Source organism: Edaphobacter sp. FHG110511_03 (genome assembly GCF_059115365.1).
Genome location: NZ_JBZYWL010000001.1, coordinates 1 through 18,125, shown reverse-complemented (window position 1 = coordinate 18,125; position 18,125 = coordinate 1). Strand labels below are relative to the sequence as shown.

10 protein-coding genes and 1 riboswitch are annotated in these 18,125 nt (G+C 53.0%); of the genes, 9 read left to right on the top strand and 1 reads right to left on the bottom strand.

From position 1 onward, the window contains the following. The first annotated feature begins 61 nt into the window (after nucleotides 1–61). The 6 genes from AC5S26_RS00050 to AC5S26_RS00025 all read left to right on the top strand — a co-directional run bounded on the left by AC5S26_RS00050 (nucleotide 62) and on the right by AC5S26_RS00025 (nucleotide 8,372). A complete protein-coding gene (locus AC5S26_RS00050; protein ID WP_494182798.1) occupies nucleotides 62–3,526 on the top strand; it encodes a TonB-dependent receptor in 3,465 nt (1,154 codons plus the stop codon). Between the two features lie 473 nt (nucleotides 3,527–3,999). Further along, nucleotides 4,000–4,314 (top strand): hypothetical protein, encoded by a 315-nt coding sequence (locus tag AC5S26_RS00045; protein ID WP_494182797.1) that lies wholly within the window; start codon nucleotides 4,000–4,002, stop codon nucleotides 4,312–4,314. 335 nt (nucleotides 4,315–4,649) lie between these two features. Next, nucleotides 4,650–4,841, top strand: a riboswitch (cobalamin riboswitch). A 239-nt stretch (nucleotides 4,842–5,080) separates the two neighbouring features. Continuing rightward, complete coding sequence (locus tag AC5S26_RS00040; RefSeq protein ID WP_494182796.1) at nucleotides 5,081–7,159, top strand: carboxypeptidase-like regulatory domain-containing protein; 2,079 nt, start codon at nucleotides 5,081–5,083, stop codon at nucleotides 7,157–7,159. Next, nucleotides 7,131–7,505: a hypothetical protein gene (locus AC5S26_RS00035; RefSeq protein ID WP_494182795.1), complete on the top strand. Its 375-nt coding sequence runs from the start codon at nucleotides 7,131–7,133 to the stop codon at nucleotides 7,503–7,505. The genes AC5S26_RS00040 and AC5S26_RS00035 overlap by 29 nt, the downstream gene beginning before the upstream one ends. A gap of 89 nt (nucleotides 7,506–7,594) precedes the next feature. Then, complete coding sequence (locus AC5S26_RS00030; protein ID WP_494184585.1) at nucleotides 7,595–7,993, top strand: outer membrane beta-barrel protein; 399 nt, start codon at nucleotides 7,595–7,597, stop codon at nucleotides 7,991–7,993. Then, nucleotides 7,881–8,372: an outer membrane beta-barrel protein gene (locus AC5S26_RS00025; RefSeq protein ID WP_494182794.1), complete on the top strand. Its 492-nt coding sequence runs from the start codon at nucleotides 7,881–7,883 to the stop codon at nucleotides 8,370–8,372. The genes AC5S26_RS00030 and AC5S26_RS00025 overlap by 113 nt, the downstream gene beginning before the upstream one ends. Before the next feature lie 180 nt (nucleotides 8,373–8,552). On the opposite strand, the gene AC5S26_RS00020 is transcribed toward AC5S26_RS00025, so the two are convergent. Then, nucleotides 8,553–9,128: an ABC transporter permease gene (locus AC5S26_RS00020; protein ID WP_494182793.1), complete on the bottom strand. Its 576-nt coding sequence runs from the start codon at nucleotides 9,126–9,128 to the stop codon at nucleotides 8,553–8,555. Nucleotides 9,129–9,865: 737 nt separating this feature from the next. On the opposite strand from AC5S26_RS00020, the gene AC5S26_RS00015 reads away from it, so the two are divergent. The 3 genes from AC5S26_RS00015 to AC5S26_RS00005 all read left to right on the top strand — a co-directional run bounded on the left by AC5S26_RS00015 (nucleotide 9,866) and on the right by AC5S26_RS00005 (nucleotide 18,045). Further along, nucleotides 9,866–10,984 carry a glycosyltransferase gene (locus AC5S26_RS00015; RefSeq protein ID WP_494182792.1) on the top strand — a complete coding sequence of 373 codons (1,119 nt, stop codon included), beginning with the start codon at nucleotides 9,866–9,868 and terminating at the stop codon, nucleotides 10,982–10,984. Nucleotides 10,985–11,122: 138 nt separating this feature from the next. Further along, a complete protein-coding gene (locus tag AC5S26_RS00010) occupies nucleotides 11,123–11,917 on the top strand; it encodes a carotenoid biosynthesis protein (RefSeq protein WP_494182791.1) in 795 nt (264 codons plus the stop codon). A 503-nt stretch (nucleotides 11,918–12,420) separates the two neighbouring features. Next, entirely contained in the window at nucleotides 12,421–18,045 is a 5,625-nt protein-coding gene (locus AC5S26_RS00005) for a sigma 54-interacting transcriptional regulator (RefSeq protein WP_494182790.1), read from the top strand. The last annotated feature ends 80 nt before the right edge of the window (nucleotides 18,046–18,125 follow it).

Below are 18,125 nucleotides of genomic sequence, written 5' to 3'. Positions count from 1 at the left end.
TCTGCAGCACATTGCGGTACTGCCAGAGAGAAATCGAACGGAAGCGCTATCGGGAGGACGTATGAGTGCTGGAATCAGGGTGTCAGGCAAGAGTCGCGTCGAAAAATTTAGAGCAATCCTGCTTCTGGGCGTGATCGCAGTCCTAACTCGGGGAAGCCGCGCACAGCTTTCCTCGGCGTCGATCAACGGTTCGGTTCACGATTCGACGGGAGCGGTTGTCGTCAATGCATCCGTCAAGCTGCACAATGTAGCCACCTCAGTAGAGACGGTGACGACTTCGAATAGCGCGGGTTCCTATGGAATAGTGAGCATCACGCCGGGACAGTACACGGTGGAGGCGACTGCCCCGAGCTTTAGTACACAAAAAATTTCGCCTTTCACCTTGACTGTAGGTCAGACAGCGACCTTTGACTTTACGCTTGCTGTCGGTACGGCAGATTCGGTGGTGAACGTGGAGGGAACGGCTCCGCTGCTGGAGACCTCGACGGCGAATCTGGGAACCGTGATTGCAGTGAGACAGGTAAACGACCTTCCTCTTAATGGCCGCAACTTTACGCAACTTTTGCAGCTGACTCCGGGGGTGGCTGCTGTTAATACCGGGCAGAGCAAAGGCGGAGGATTCGCGGGGCCAGCCGTTGCATTCGGATCTGCAACGTCATTTCCAGCGGTCAACGGTCAGTCGAACCGAAGCAACTTCTTTTTGACGGACGGACTGAACAATTACGGAAGCGTTTTGAGCACGTACGACGTGGCGCCAATCATCGATGCGATTCAGGAGTTCAAGGTAGTGTCCCACACCGACAGCGCTGAGTACGGTGGCGTGCTGGGTGGCGTGGTGAACGTCGTGACGAAGACTGGTACGAATGCTCTGCACGGATCGGCGTGGGAGTTTGCCCGCAATACGGTGTTCGACGCGCGTCCTACCTTCTCCCCGGCCCCTATTGCGAAGGCGGCCTTCTCTCAGAACCAGTTTGGAGGTTCGATTGGAGGCCCGGTCATTATCCCGAAGCTATATCACGGTCGCGATAAGACCTTCTTCTTCGGTGCTTATCAAGGATTTCGATACAACCAAACAGCAAACAGCAACCTGCTGGTTCCGACAGAAGCTCAACTAAATGGAGATCTAAGTAGCCTGCGTGACAACAGTGGGAATCTAATCCAGATTTACAACCCATATTCGACCCGGCCGGACCCCGCAAACCCTGGTCAGTTTATTCGCGATCCCTTTCCAAACAATCAGATTCCTGCAAACCTGATTGACCAGCGGATGGTTGCACTCGCACATTTTGTGTACCCGAAGGCTGGTCCACTCTTCAACAACAGCACAGCGAATGCGGTCGATCCAACGCCGTTACATCAAAATCAGGATGAGTTCACCGTGCGAGTAGATCATACCTTTGGGCCCAAGGATTCGGCGTGGTTCCGCTATAGTTTTATCAACAGTACACAGACCCAATCTGGCGGTGTACCAGGCTTGCTCAGCACGCTTCAGACGCCTGGACGTAATTGGGGTGGTAGCTACGTCCACATCTTCAATCCAAGTTTTATTCTGCAGGCGCAGTATGCGAGAACGACGGGGCAGCATAACAATACGCAACGCTTCACAGCGTCTACCAACGGTGTCATTTCGAGTGTTGGATTCTCGAATGCTTTCGTAGGAGGGTTCGCTGCGACGGCAGACAGCTTGCTTCCTTCACTCGGGATCGATGGGTTCGCCGGTGGTGGTGAGACGATCCAGAACACGCCTAAGGCGACTGACAGTCATGAGGTAAGGGCTACGCTGACCAAGATCGTCGGCAACCATGAGATCCACTTCGGCGGTGGCTACACGACACTTAATTTCGAAAGCCCGATAGCTTCAACCAGTTTGCAATTCCAGCAGGCACAAACGGCGAATCCGCAAAATAACGCCAGCGGTGCCGGCCTGGCGTCCTTCCTGCTAAACGTTCCCGGCCACGCAGAAAGACGCAACGTGCTTGAGAAAGAAAGGCCCGGTGGAGTATTTAGCACGTTCGCACAGGATAGCTGGAAAGCCACGTCTAAGCTGACCTTGAATTTTGGCCTGAGGTATGACATTACATTCCTTCCGGGGTATGGAACAGATGACACGATTGGCCAACAGGGCGGTATCGAGACAGGCGACGTAGACTTTACAAACGGCACGTATGTGCTGCAGAAAGTACCGCCGGCCTGCTCTGATCGTGGCCATGCTCCATGTATCCCCGGCAGTGGCGCTCTCCCGGATCATGTAGTCGTCGATCCGCGAGGAAGAATCCTTCACAACACCTACACGAACGTAGGGCCGAGGTTGGGCTTTGCTTACCGTCTCGACGACCAGACAGTAATTCGTGCAGCGTTCGGGATCGTATACGACCAATGGGCAGCCGCGACACAGATGGGACAGAATATCGAGGGTTCGTGGCCCGATATTGGCCAGCTGATCTCGAATCCAAACAATCCAAACACCGGCTCTGTCACCCCGAACGTGACTGGACAGGATCCGTTCAGCGCGGCGAGCGCAGGAAATTTTCCTGCACCGACGCCGTTTGAACAAGTTGGGTTCTTTTACGATCCACACATAAAAAATGCATACTCCGAGCAATACAATTTCGGGATAGCGCGCCAGATGGGACAGGCGACCACCATAACACTGAACTACGTTGGATCGTCGGGGCATCGGCTGGATGTAGGTGGCTTTTACAATACAGCGCCTACTCCAGGGCCTGGTAACCCGCGCTTACGGTCTCCTTATCCTTATATCGCTCCCACCTATTGGGACCGTAGCACTGGAACCAGCAACTACAACGCACTACAGCTGTCAGTAGAAAGACGCTTCACAAACGATTTCTCCTACTCTGTGGCGTATACGTGGTCAAAATCCATCAATACCGGTGGAGATGGATTTTTTGGTGTGGAGGGTGGTGTTCCGCAAGATCCATATCATCCAGATAAGGCAGGAAGCAGGTCTGTATCCGGTAATGATCTAACAAATGTCCTTTCGATCAGCACACTGTATTCTGTGCCACTTGGTAAGGGAAAGACATTCAGTACCGGTAGCAGCCCGCTTGATTACATTCTTGGTAACTGGCAGCTGAACAACATCTTTCTAGCCAGGTCGGGACTGCCCTTCACGCCGAGCATCGGTGGAGACAGCGCAAACACTGGTAACGGAAACAGCGGATATATGACAGCGAATGTCGTTGGCGACCCCAACAATATCCACCGGACGGCGAGTGAGTTCTTCAATACTGCTGCCTATGCCGCTCCTCCGATTTATACCTTCGGTACCGCTGGACGCAATTCGTTACGTTCTGCGGGATATTGGAACCTGGACACTTCGATATTCCGAAAGTTCCCGTTTGGAGAGCGCTATCAGCTGGAGCTTAGAGGCGAGGCGTTCAATGTCTTCAACCATCCCACGCTTGATACCCCGGACGGAAGATTTGGCGACGCAAATTTTGGTCGAGTGACCGGTACTGCGAGTACAGCACGACAGCTTCAGATGGGAGCGAAATTCACCTTCTGATCGAGTGGAAAGATCATGAGTGCGTCCTTCGTTCAACGCGCTGGACGCCGTTACGAGCCCTTCATCAAGAGCAAGACAGAGTAAATACATGGGTGCTTTTTCTTGATGGGCACAGAAGGCTATATGGTGAAGTACAAATCGAACCCGTATAGGCTCTCTTTGAGCAAAGTCTATTCCGTGTACGAGACCGGATCCGCGTGCTTCTTGTTTGAAGTATTGGGTGCTTCGACGAGGGCCATCGTCTGATAAGCGTCCTCAAAGTGAGAGAGTAGACTCGTTGCGGAGCCCTCCTCAAATGCTTGCACTGGATATCCACGATCACGGTAGCGCGAAACTGAGGCTTGCCAAGGAACCTCTTCGCGCCTAATGTGTATGCCACAAGGTTCAGGTTAAACTTTGACTGAAGGAGCGAGTTAACCGACCTGCTGGGGCCACGGACATCTTCAAAAATTCAAATGAAAAAGGTGAACTGTATGGTGAAGCTCATTCATTTCCTCAGCATCGCGGTTCTTGTGGTTTTGACGTTCGCATCGGCTCATACCAGCGGAATGCTCGCTCAGGAACAGCACCCGATTCTGGATAAAGTAGCAGCAAAAGTGATTCAGAAGTACGAGACTACTCCCTGCGCGCAGTTGAAAGAGCAAAAGGCGGCAAAGACGCAACCGTCTGCGGAAGAGCAGAAGGCCATCGCATTCCTGAAGAGCGATCCACAACTACGGACCACCTTCATCAACAAGATCGCCGCGCCGATTGCAAACAAAATGTTTGATTGCGGGATGATTCCGTAGGCGCAATAGGCCACAGTCCTGCGTTGCCTCGTAGCCATTAATAGTAGGCATCATGAACAGGGTTTTGATCCGCCGGCCTCACGCGCCAACCTCATTGGCTCCAGAGCCATCACGTGCATGCATAAAACGAAGAGGCATTAGCTCGAACCTGAAATTAGAAATGTCAGTATAGCCTCGTCGTCGTGCGGTGGAGATTTGCGAAATCGGCTTTGTGATTTCCACATTTCCATCCGCTCCGTGTCGTGCGCAATTGGATCGATTGATTCGCGATGAGAGATGCTAGTGCAACGCAACTCTCTGTCGACAAGACCGCAATTGTAATCGTGATAGCCTAGGATGAATAACGCATCTTGGGTGTCCGCAAGGACATAACAGGGAAGCCGGTGCAAGTCCGGCACGGTCCCGCCACTGTAATCAGGAACGGACTTTCACAAGCCACTCGATGATCGGGGAAGGCGAAAGTTTTTAGAGCTGGCAGCATAAGCTTGCCTGTAAGTCAGGAGACCTACCTGAGATGAGTTTTGTGATTCTACCCCGCGAGGAAACGGGGCTGATCGCTCATCTATCCGGAGCCATCCTGCCTCGTCGTTCCTGCGATTTGAGGTGCATATGCGGTTCTTGAAGTTCGAGGTCTCATTCGGTTTAGCCCGGCGAGTTCTCGCATCCATCAGCTTTCTCTTCTGCCTTACTCTGACAGTTAGACTTTCGGCAGCAACTGGTGGAAGCATCTCAGGCATGGTGACCGACCCCAGTGGTGCGGTTGTCCATGGAGCAGGTCTCAAGCTGGTCAAATACCGGCCAACAGACAACCTACCAGACTGTAACAAACGCTCAGGGTCTCTATTCCTTTCCGAACCTATCGATCGGACACTACGATTTGACTATCTCCGTGGACGGGTTCTCTCCGCAACGAAAAACCAACCTAAACGTGGACACCGACTCGGTTATCCGCGTGGATGTAGTTCTCACGATCGGTAATTTATCCGATACTGTGACAGTTAGCACCGAGACGGGTATTCAGGTTGAAACTGCGGCAACTCATCTTGGAGAGGTCGTCTCGCGTGATCAGATGACAGCGCTACCGCTAAACGGAAGAAGCTACACCGATCTGCTTTCGATCCAGCCTGGGGTTTCACCCATCTCAACGTTGCTTCCGAACGCTGTCATTATGGCAGGAGTTACAGGTGGCATCTCTCCTGGGAACGTGTCGATCAACGGTCAGAGGGAATCCTCCAACGGCTTCATAGTGAACGGTGTAGATGTCCGGGAGCACATGAACGGAGGAACCTCAGTCGTCCCAGACCTCGACTCTATTGAACAATTCCGAGTTTTGACCAACAACTTCGATCCGGAGTATGGCAACTACAACGGAGGCATGGTCACGGTTGTGACCAAATCGGGTAGCGGCCAACTTCATGGAAAGGTTTTCGAGTTCTTCCGTAATACGGCGCTCGACGCGAGAGGGTACTTTGATCTCACTCGCCCGGAATTTAAGCAAGATCAGTTCGGCGTCGCACTCGGCGGACCGGTTGGCGGTCCTATTATGCGAGCTAATCTCCTCTTCTTTTCCGACTATCAGGGAACTCGCAAGACACAAGGCGTCTCCGCAGGTAACATCTCGGTGCCGACCCTGGACGAGCGCTCTGGCAACTTTGCCGGGGAGCTTACCGGCAATGTAAGCGGCCCTTATCTAGCCTCGCTGCTTTCTCAAAAACTTGGTTACGCCGTATCCTCTGGCGAGGCCTACGGCAGCGTCTTTCCAGGCGGGGTTATACCGCAAGCTGCCTGGTCAGCGCCTGGCCGATCTCTTCTGCAGTACATTCCCAAGCCCAACGTAAATGCGACACAGTTTTCCAGCTCAGCCTTCGCGCAGACAAATCGGGATGACAAAGGTTCGTTCCGACTCGACGCTGACACCCGCCTTGGCCGGATCTCGGGATACTACTTCGCGGACGACTACACGCTCGACAACCCCTATCCTGGCGCGCAGGGCGGAGCCTCAATCCCAGGCTTTGACGCTCTCACCATCGGTCGCGCACAGCTGTTCTCCTTCTCGGATACGAAAGTCGTCGGTGCGAATTCGGTGAATGAGTTCAATGCGGGCTATCTTCGGTATGCGAACGTGATTGGTCAGCCGAAAGGAGGTCTTGGCGTCACGCTTGCGTCGCAGGGTTTTACTACAGGAGCGGGAACCTCCGGTATCTTTGTGCAGGCCGCGCAATTCGAAGGAGTTGAGAACGTCACGTTCCCTACATTCGTCATGGGTGTTCCCATCACCAACCTGACGCAGGTGAATAATACCTTCTATGCTAGCGATGGCTTCTCAATGGCGCTCGACTCGCATACCCTCAAGGTAGGTGCGCAGTTCCATGAAGATCAGGTCAATGAACATCCGAATGCAACCTTCAACGGAACCTTCAACATTAACGGAACCGAAACCGGCTCAGCTTATGCCGATCTCTTTCTCGGCACTCCCAGCAACTTCACGCAATCGTCTGGTCAGCCATTCTATCTGCGCAATCACTATCTCGGCTTCTTCGGCCAGGACAGCTGGCGCGTCGGCAGCTGTCTTACTTTCAATGCAGGCTTGCGTTGGGACATCATTGAACCGTGGTCTGAAAAGAATCATCAACTTGAGACCTATATCCCCGGCCAACAATCTGTTCTCTATCCGGGCGCTCCTCCAGGCTTTGTCGTAGCCGGAGATCCGGGTGTCCCGCAGACTCTCGCTCCTACGAGCTTCAGAAACTTTGCGCCTCGCATTGGACTAGCCTATGCGCCGCATCTGGAGAACGTGATCGGAAAACTGCTCTTCGGTGAATCGGGGAAGAGCAGCATTCGCTAGCTACGGAATCTTCTACACTGCTTTTCCCGGTCTCTCCGCCGGCATCATGTATGCAGTTCCCCCATTCGGCTATAACTATCTCAGCCCAGCCCCTCCACTACTTGCAACCCCATTCATTACAACTGCGACAGGTTTCGATAATAGCCAGCGGTTTCCGTTTCCATTTCCACCCCATAACGTCTCACAGTCCAATCCGGACAATGACGTAGATTGGTCGAACTTCACACCGATTGCAGCAGACCCATTCTTTTACTATCGCAATCGGGTTCCATACATCAACAACTATATGCTTTCGATCCAACGAGAGGTCACGCGCAGCATCGTCTGCTCACACTCGTTTCGGTAAATGTCGGTGATCCCGCATTGTGCTTATCTCTTCCAGGATGTGGCCCCTTCTGAGAGGACGGGACCTATACCAACGCGAGCGGGCAAACCATACAAGGAACCCGTGTTGGGCAAGGCTCGGCTTATGGCAATAACACCGCAGATAAGTCCATTGCGAACTCCAACTACAATGCCTTGCAAACAACGTTGAAATACCAACACACGGGTTCGTCGTTTCTTCTCAGCTATACGTATTCGAAATCGATCGATCAGGGCTCGAATCTTGGAGAGCAACTCGATCCCGTCAATCCACGACACCCCCGCGCGATCTCAGCGTATGACATGAAACATGACTTCGCTGCTACATACAACATTGCACTGCCATTCAAAATGGCTATTGCACCAAACAAACCGATGGACAAGCGATTGGAGTCTCTCCGGCACCACTCGATTCGCAAGCGGCCTTCCCGTTACACTTTCCGACAACTCATTGCTCGGAACGCTGGGTAATGGTGCGAACAACTTCCTCATCGACACGCCGAAATATATCCCGGGAGATTTACGGATCAACAGAAATGCCCGCAATGGGAAGCCGGCATTCAATACTGCAAGCTTTCCCGATGAGATCCTCGGTCAACTAGGGAACGCGCAGCGACGCATCTTCTACGGTCCTGGGATCGACAATTACGATGCGAGTCTGCAAAAGAGTATCCGCTTCCATGACTCCACGTCTCTAGACCTTAGGTTCGAGGGTTTTAATGTATTTAATCATGCCCAATTCTTTGGCCCTGCGGCTGTTGATGGACAGAAGCAAGATCCAGCGTTTGGAACAATCGTCAGGGCGGCTGCTCCTAGACTTGTTCAGTTAGCTGCAAAGTTTGCATTCTGATAGTTGTCATCACATGGAAAGCGGTAAGCGTCTGACCTTTCGAGTGGTTCACATTCGTTGACTCGTTTAACGTTGCTCAATATATCTAAGTGGGCAGGGCATATGCTTCTTCCATGGGACGCTTCATGAGCCCCATATCGGAATAGTTCCGGATACTGTGCGGTATGACAATGCGTGTCTTCAAAGAGCGAACGACATGATATCGGGTGCACAATCGGGACCGCAGACAGCATGCGGGCGCTTCTTGTAGCCGATTTTCTCACTATTATTCATGATCTTCACGGCCTGCTTCTGGTCCTGTTTAACTTTGACTACGGCAAGGGCGTGCCTAAGCCGTTTGTTCTCTCCGATGGCAGCGGTCCGAACAGTTTGGTCTTTTATCAAAGACCGATAGGGAAGCAAATGACCTTGCCAGTTCACCGCGTCCTGCCCCGGGTAGAGCAACTTGGCGAGGCTCTGACTGATGATCACCACGCGTTCGCAACCGTCTTTGTCGGCGTCGTTGAAGTCGCGCCCTTCTTGAATCGGCACCCCGAACGTATTGAAGAATCCCGGCGATATCACCCGGAACCTGGCTCGAAAATCCCTGTCCGCCCGCGCAGATGCCAGAGTTTCCACCCGCGAAGCACTAACTTCGCTCCCTCGCGGCATCTTATTTTGTGCCGCCGTATGCACCTTCGAAGCCCTTGCGTCGCTTGGCGCCGTCGTATCAGGCCCGTGCGTCCGGCTCCGACGTGGACCGCCCGGTGTGGCCATCCACAATCGTAGCCGTGGGATGGGGCTTGCGCCAGGCAAATTGGCGTAGAAGAAAGCGCAAATCCTCCTCCATCACTAAAGGACACCGGGCGCTGCGTCTGATCGACCACTGCCCATGGCGGCAGATTGCCGGGCATGAAACGCCACTGGTTGTCGGTGCGCACGATGCAGCGAAAGGCCGTTAAACTCCTCCCGTAACGCGTGCTCGCGTTGCGGAGCGACCTCTCGACACAGGGGTCAGAGACGGAGCGACAAACGCCCACTCCCCGTCGCTCGCATCGCTCGGATACTTCGTCCGATACTGTTTCTCCATTTCTCCATGCTCGGATTGTGCGACAGCCGGTTAGATATTTGGCCGATCAATCTAGTTGTGTAGCCGTTCGAGCATAGGAACTTTCTTAGATACACCTTAACATTCAGGTGTATCGCATTTTGTATCGTGTCGTTGCCCTCCAGGCGGAACGTCCGCGACTCTCATTGCGCGTTTGGAAATATCTTTCTGCAGACTCTTAACCAGAAATAGGAGATTTGATGAGAATTGCATTTTTAGGAGTTCGTGTGCCTGGACACCTCTACCCATGACCACACTTGCTCGCAAGCTGAAAGCTCGAGGCCATGACGTAGTGTTCATATCTGTTCTCGATACTGAGCCCTTCGTAGCCGCGGCGAACCTTCCTTTCCTTTCGTTCTGCGAAGAAGACTTACCGTTAGGCTCTGTACGGAAAGCTATAGATCAATTGAGTAAGCTGCAGGCACACGCCGCCCTGGAGTTCGCCCTTAGCTCGGTTGTCAATAGTCTGAACTCGTCATTCAAGAACTTGCCTCAGACTTTACGGAATGCTCAAGTGGATGCATTAGTCCTGGACCAGGCAGACTACGGACTCGGGCTTGTCCCGATGCAGCTCGGTATGCCTTATGCCCATGTCTCAAACGCTCTTCACCTTGACTTCTCCGCAGTTACGCCGATCTGTACCGTTGATTGGCAACGTGAGACCACCTCGGAAGCACTGGCCCGAAATCAGGCCGGTCTCAAGGCATTCATGCAGGTGTATGAGCCAGCTACGTCGATAGCGCACAATTATGCTAAGCAGGTTGGATTGGATATCGACTGGAGCGACCCTTTCGTTTCGCTCTCAAAACTGGCTTGGATTACCCAGACCCCTAAGGAGTTGGACTTTAACAGTTCTCACTGGCCCGAACAGTTTCACTACACAGGCCCGCTTCACGACGGGCTTGGCCGGATTGAATCGAACTTTCCATGGGAACGCTTGACGGGTGAACCCCTCATCTATGCCTCGATGGGAACACTGCAGAACGGTCTCGAATCTACCTTCAGTGCGATCGCGGAGGCGGTCGGGACAAGGCCCGGAATGCAGCTTGTCCTCTCCATCGGCGAGTCTCTCGAACCCGGGAAGGTCAACTCGTTACCTGCCAACTGCATCATCGTGAAGAATGCGCCACAGATAGAACTTCTCAAGCGTGCGGCACTATGCATCACGCACGCGGGACTCAACACCGCGCTTGAATGTCTGGCACTAGGGGTTCCTATGGTCGCGATTCCGGTTTCGACCGACCAGCCTGGCGTGGCAGCGCGGATTGCTTATACGAAAACGGGTTCATACGTTCCGTTACAAGAGTTGACGGCTCCGAGGCTTTCGACCCTCATCAACGAAGTTCTAACTAACCCCGAGTATCGGCAGAACGCCAACAAGATGCGGGAAGCAATCGCTAAGACAAACGGACTCGAAGTGGCGGCAGATCTCTTGGAACAGGCATTCAACCTCTCTCGAGCGCAAGAGTTGGCGTCTGCGAGCGTCGTGAGCCAGATCTCGGGGAGATCGTCGAGGACCGTGTAGCAATGAACGAATCTGGTCTACACTTCACTCGATGTGCCAGTCATCGTGGCTGGACCACCAAACCTGCATGGAAGATCCTACGGTTCAGCTGCTTCGCAAAGTTCATACCTGAAATAGATAGGAGTACTTGTTGAAGCTATGTTGAAACAAATATCGTGGCTGTTCTTCGCTATTACTTCGTACTTAATACTGGCAGATACTGTTGAGCCATGGATGCATCTTCCAAAGCTAGATCACGTTGGATTTACGATAGTATTCGTACTTTTTTCTCTGCTCCACTGTGCCGTTCTAGAGGGCCAAAAAAGGACAGCTTATTTCTTTGCTATATCTGCTTTCACTTCCTATGTCATGGAGGAGGTTGGTGTCCGCACAGGATTTATTTATGGACATTATCACTACAGCAACATGTTGGGGCCGAAACTAGGCTCTGTGCCCATAATCATCCCGCTGGCGTGGTTCATGATGATATATCCGTCTTGGAGAGTGGCGGGCGTGCTAGCGCGTGCAATAAATATCGATTCACTCTTCGGACGTTCGACGCAGGCTCTCATCGCGGCGATGGTGATGACAGCATGGGACATGGTAATGGATCCGGGGAATACGGCGGCTGGTCTATGGGTATGGGAGCGGGGCGGAATCTATTTTGGTGTTCCCCGTCAAAATTATCTTGGCTGGATACTCACGACCTTCATTATTTATTGGACGATGAGCACTCTCTCGAATGGAAAGCAGCAAAGAGCAATTGTAGACAGAGGATTCTCGGCGTTACCTATCATGGTATATGCGTTGTATGCAGTTCGCTACATCGCTGCTGATCGTGTTCCAGCACTTCAGTTAGTTGCTCTCTTCGCCATGGGAATGCCGGCGTTATTGGCGCTCGCGTCGATTTATCTGACCCGACAGTCCAATACAGCCGTCAGCCCGAATAGATAGACTGCGAACTAGCCATTTTTTTTTACACTATTTAGTGGGTATTTATTTCCTATGTTTACATTGAATGGTAGCCAATTAATGTGGTTAACCACATTACTGTTTCTAGCCATAACGGCTGCTGCCGCCCAGGGCGCCTCGCCTCTTCTTTCCGATGTAGCCCTCCCTCGAAGCGTAGAGCATAAGATCGTCTCAAATAAGCTGATCGTATTCCTGCCCAAAGTACGCCTATGCCGCAAGCTCCTCAATGGATTGGCAGGATTACGTGTTGCTTCGGGACGATCGCGAGTTCCAACGACTTGAAGTCGCACATCTCACCGATGGGGAAGTTCACTGAGGCTCGTGAAGAAATCCAACGAGCAACAGCAATGACTAAAAATCTGCGGAGACAGGAATTGCTGGCGGATAGAAGCAGATTGAGAAGGCGGTCTTATCAGGATAGGTGCGGTTCCGTCCTTTGAGAAGCTCTTCTCGTCACATGGACGTAAAGTCGGCTGTCCGGACACTTGCCCCTGTTACCGCATAGTTATCATGATGGAAAGCAGGCACTTCTGATGGAATATCAAACAGGTGAACTCCTTGCCGGGACGCTTGGAGAGCCGTGGGAGTTAACGCGGCTTCTGCGTGTCGCGATCGGAGTATCGTCTTCCCTGGGTTACCTCCACAGGCAAGGTCTCCTTCACAATGACGTCAACCCTTCACACATCCTGGTGGATAGGGTGTCGGGTAACGCATGGTTAGCAGGTTCTGAAGGTGAATCACCCAGAGTAAGCGACCGACAGGCTATGGAGGCTCCTCCAATGATTGGCGGAACGCTTCCTTACATGGCGCCTGAGCAAACTGGCCGCATGAACCGGTCGATCGATTCCCGAAGCGATCTGTACTCCTTGGGCATAACTCTGTATGAGATGCTGACGGGAGCGCTGCCATTTACTGCATCTGATCCGATAGAGTGGATCCATTGCCACATTGCCAGACATCCAGTGCCGGCAAGTGAGAGAACAGATGGGATCCCAGCAGTGCTCTCTGCTATCGTCTCGAAGCTCATGTCAAAGAATGCAGAAGACCGATACCAGACTGCGAATGGATTGGAAGAGGATCTGCGGAAGTGTCTCGAAGAATGGGAGGCGCACGGAAAGATTGACCTTTTCACACTTGGCTCACACGACACTTCGGCCCGTCTGCTTATTCCGGAGAAGCTCCATGGACGCGAGTCTGAGGTCAGCAGACTACACGCCGCATTTGATCGCGTTTTGACTTCTGGGAGGCCTGAGCTCGTACTCGTCTCAGGATATTCAGGCATTGGCAAATCCTCGGTGGTCGACGAGCTGCGGAAAGCGCTTGTTCCAGCGCGCGGTCTGTTTGCATCCGGAAAATTCGACCAATACAAGAGGGACATCCCATACGCTACTCTGTGCCAGGCGCTCCGCAGCCTCGTTCTCAGGTTCCTGGGCAAGAGTGATACGGAACTGGCTAACTGGCGTACGCTGCTTCAGCTAGCCGTGGGTGGCCACGGTCAACTCATCGTGAATCTCATCCCTGAAGCGGAATTGATCATTGGGAAACAGCCTCCTATTACGGACCTTGCACGTAATGACTCGGAGACGCGTTTCCGGGGGGTGCTGCGACGGTTCCTTGGCGCGCTAGCGCAACAGGAACATCCGCTCGTACTTTTCCTTGACGACTTGCAATGGACGGATTCAGCGACCCTTGTGCTACTGGAATATCTCTTGGCGGAACCAGGGGTACAGCATCTTTTATTGATTGGCGCCTATCGGGACAACGAGGTCGACCCCACTCACCCGCTGGTACGCACGTTGAAGGTGTTTCGCGAGGCTGAAATCGTAATGGACGAGATCGTATTGGCGCCCCTTGATCTCGGCGACACGGATCGACTTGTCGCGGACACGCTTAACTGCACCCCGGAACGGGCTGGGCGTCTGGCTGGGCTGATATATGAGAAAACCGCGGGCAATCCTTTTTTCGCTATGCAGTTTCTCAACGCCCTGGCTGAGGAAAGCCTCATCTTATATATGCCGGAGATAGCGGCTTGGTCATGGGATTTGGAACGTATTCGGGCGAAGAGTTATACGGACAATGTCGTCGATCTTATGATCGCCAAACTGAACCGGCTGTCAGTAAGTACACGGGAAGTCCTAAAACAGCTTGCGTCTTTGGGAAGTAGTGCGGAAACAACAACGCTAGGTATGGTCCATCGGGTGTCAGTGGAAGAGGTTCACTCAGCGCTCTGGGAGGCTGTGAACGTAGGGCTTGTCTCCTGCCGAGATAACTCTTACGCATTCCTGCACGACCGGATCCAGGAAGCAGCGTATGCTCTTGTCCCGGAAGATGAGCAAGCCCCTATCCATCTGCGGATTGGCAGACTGTTGACAGAAAATACTCCAGTGGAAAAGCGCGAAGAAAATATCTTCGAGATCGTGAATCAACTTAACCGTGGTGTTGAACTCATAACATCGCCACAAGAGCGTGAACTCGTAGCTGGCTTGAATTTGATTGCGGGAAATCGTGCTAAAACGGCAACGGCCTATAGCTCATCGTTAGTTTATGTCACTACCGGAGTGGTTTTGCTGGGAGAGGATTGTTGGCAGCGCCACTACGCACTCATGTTCGCGATGGAACTCAGCCGAGCCGAATGCGAATTCCTGATCGGCGAGACGGCTGCCGCGGAAGAAAGATTGTCGACGTTGGCGGTCCATGCGATAACTCTTGTCGACCGAGCTGCCGTTACGCGCTTGCGTGTGGCTCTCTATACGACTTTAGATCGGTCGGACCGTGCTATAGAGGTTGGTCTAGAGTACCTGCAGAGTATTGGCATCGAGTGGTCCCCGCACCCGACGGACGAGGAAATTCGGTGGGAATGTGATCGGATGTGGCACCTGCTTGGAAACCGGCCGATAGAAGAGCTGATCGACTTGTCCTTGATGAACGACCCGGATTGGCGTGCAACGATGGACGTCCTAGTAGAAATCGCTCCTCCGGCCCGATTCACTGGCGGGAATCTGCACCATCTTCTCCTCCTTCGCATGACAAACCTCAGTCTGGAACACGGCAACTGCGACGGATCATGCTATGCCTATGCCTGTCTTCCAATTGTTCTGGGACATCGGTTCAACGACTACCAAACAGGGTTCCGCTTTGGTAAGCTCGGCGTCGATCTGGTAGACAGGCGCGGCCTGGATCGCTTCAAAGCCCGTGTCTACATGTGTTTCGGCCTCCTTATGCCTTGGACCAAACACGCACCGTCCGGCCGCGACTGGATGCGGCGCAGCTTCACAACGGCCAATGGCATGGGTGACCTGACCTTCGCTGCCTATAGCACCAAGAACTTGATCACGAACCTTCTTGTTTCAGGGGTTCCACTAGGTCAAGTGCAACAGGAAGCTGAGTACGGTCTCACATTCTCCAGGAAGGCGCAGTTTGGTCTTGTCGCCGACAGCTTCGTCGGGCAGCTTGCGCTTATCCGGTCCCTTCGCGGGCTAACGCCAGATTTCGCCTTAAATGACGAAGAAGAGGGAAACGAGATCAGGTTCGAGCGATACTTGGCAGAAAAGCCGCACCTATCGTTTCCCGCCTGCTGCTACTGGATTCATAAGTTGCAAGCTCTATTTTTTGCCGGAGATCACACAGGTGCAGTCGAAGCGGCTCTCAAAGCTCATGATCTTCTCTGGGCTACGAAGTCGTTCCTGGAAGAAGCGGATTATCATTTCTATGCCGCTCTAACACGTGCCGCGGCGGCCTCTGACGCTGCGCTGGTTGATCGACGCCAAGAGCACATCGAAGCGCTCCTTAACCATTACGAACAGCTCGTTATATGGGCGGAGAGCTGCCCAGAGAATTTCGCAAACCGCGCTTCGCTCGTTGCTGCCGAGATCGCACGTCTGGAACACCGCGAATTGGACGCAATGCGCCTATACGAGGACGCTATTCGACTGGCACGCGAGCAGAGTTTCATCCAGAACGAGGGCCTGGCCAACGAACACGCTGCATGGTTCTGTACTGGGCATGGCTTCCAAGCAAGCTCTCATGCTTATCTGCGAAACGCGCGGCAGTGCTATCTCCGATGGGGCGCAGATGGCAAAGTGAAGCAGCTCGACCGGCTTCACCCGCACCTCCGGGAAGAACCGAGGGTGCTCGGTTCCACGTCCACGATCGGGTCGCCAGTCGAGCACCTGGATCTCGCAACAGTGGTTAGAGTTTCTCAGACAGTATCTGGCGAGATCGTCTTCGAGAGATTGATCCAAACGCTCATGAGGATCGTGGTTGAACATGCCGGGGCGGAACGAGCCCTTTTTATTCTCCCGCAAGACGATGAGCAAAGGATCGAGGCAGAGGCAATAACTGGCCGCGAAGGGGTCACGGTCCGTTTCGTCGGAAGAACCTTGATATCCTCGGACCTTCCCGAATCAGTCCTCAAGTATGTCATCCGGGCCCAAGAGACAGTGATCCTGGATGACGCGTTAACTCCGAATCTCTTCTCTTCCGACGACTATATTGCGCAGAAGCGGGCCCGTTCAATTCTGTGCATCTCGCTGGTGAAACAAATGAACGTCGTGGGCGTGCTTTATCTCGAAAACTCCACGACATCTTATGCATTCACCCCAGATCGGGTAGGGGTATTGAAATTGCTGGCGTCGCAGGCCGCTATTTCTATAGAAAACGCTCGATTTTATAAGGTGCGCCAGGAATCAGAAGACCGCCTGCGCCTTGTGATCGACACGATCCCAGCGATGGTTTGGAGTAATTCGGCTGACGGCTCTGTTGAGAGCGTCAATCAACGCTGGCTGGAATATACGGGTTTGATTGGCGACCTGGCACTTGGTGACGGATGGCTTGCTGCAATTCATCCTGATGACATCGCGGGAGTGGTTAAGATCAGGGATGAGGGGCTTGCTACCAGCAAGCCCTATCAGTTTGAGGCTCGGATCCGCCGGACTGATGGTGAGTATCGCTACTTTCTCGTCCGCGTGTTTCCGTTACGCGATGAAACGGGAAAGATCGTGAAATGGTATGGAGCCAATACTGATATTGAAGATCACAGACGAGCGGAAGAGGCGCTTCAGACAGCCTTTGAGAAGATCAGAGAGTTGAAGGACGAACTTCATAGAGAGAACGTAGCTCTGAAGGAAGAGATCAAGCAATCCTCCATGTTTGAAGAGATTGTGGGGAATTCTCAGGCGCTGGAAACCGTGCTCAGCCGTGCCTCCAAGGTTGCGCCGACTGATTCCACGGTTCTGATTACAGGAGAGACTGGTACAGGGAAAGAGCTCATCGCCCGCGCCATCCACAAAGCTTCACTTCGGTCCGAACGGCCTTTTGTGAGTGTAAATTGCGCGGCTATCCCACAGTCGCTGATCGCCTCGGAACTGTTCGGTCATGAAAAAGGAGCGTTCACAGGAGCGCAGCAGAGGCGGCTGGGGCGCTTCGAGTTGGCGGATGGAGGTACTATCTTCCTCGACGAAGTTGGTGAGCTTCCGGCCGAGACGCAGGTTGCCCTTCTGCGGGTCCTTCAGGAGCGTGAATTTGAACGAGTCGGGGGAAATCGGCTGATTAGAACTGATGTGAGGGTGATCACTGCCACGAACCGCAACTTACAGGATGCTATTGCTGATGGCACATTTCGAAGTGATCTCTTTTATCGGCTCAACGTATTTCCGATTGAGATTCCTCCGTTGCGTGGACGCAAAGAAGACATCCCCATGCTGGTCCAATCCTTCATCGACCGATTCGCGAGGAAAATGGGAAAGAAGATCCGCAGAATAAAGAAGACAACCATGGAGCGGTTGATGTCCTACCCCTGGCCGGGAAACGTTCGGGAGCTGCAGAATGTGATCGAACGGTCGTTGGTTATCTGCGAGACAGATACTTTCACCGTCGATGAGAGTTGGCTCGAATTCTGTCCTGTTGCGATATCGAAATCACCTGTGCCTTGGAGTCAGAGGTCCACCACAAAGCTTAGCGAGAGAGATACTATCGAAGCCGTCTTAGCTGAGACCGAGGGCAGAGTCTCCGGCCCAAGAGGCGCCGCTGCCAGACTAAATATGCCTGCATCGACCCTCGATTACAAAATCAGAAACTCTAACATTGACAAGCACAGGTTCAAAACCCGTTAGTGTTGCTTCTCGCAATATCTGTCGCTGATCTTTCATTATAAATGTCATATCCTGAAGATAGTTCCTATGCCCGAACGGCT

Excerpts from the sequence above, each read along its gene's own strand:
- AC5S26_RS00040 (WP_494182796.1), top strand. The coding sequence starts at position 5,081 with ATGGAGCAGGTCTCAAGCTGGTCAAATACCGGCCAACAGACAACCTAC.
- AC5S26_RS00045 (WP_494182797.1), top strand. The coding sequence starts at position 4,000 with ATGGTGAAGCTCATTCATTTCCTCAGCATCGCGGTTCTTGTGGTTTTG.
- AC5S26_RS00010 (WP_494182791.1), top strand. The coding sequence starts at position 11,123 with ATGTTGAAACAAATATCGTGGCTGTTCTTCGCTATTACTTCGTACTTA.
- AC5S26_RS00020 (WP_494182793.1), bottom strand. The coding sequence starts at position 9,128 with ATGGCCACACCGGGCGGTCCACGTCGGAGCCGGACGCACGGGCCTGAT.
- AC5S26_RS00050 (WP_494182798.1), top strand. The coding sequence starts at position 62 with ATGAGTGCTGGAATCAGGGTGTCAGGCAAGAGTCGCGTCGAAAAATTT.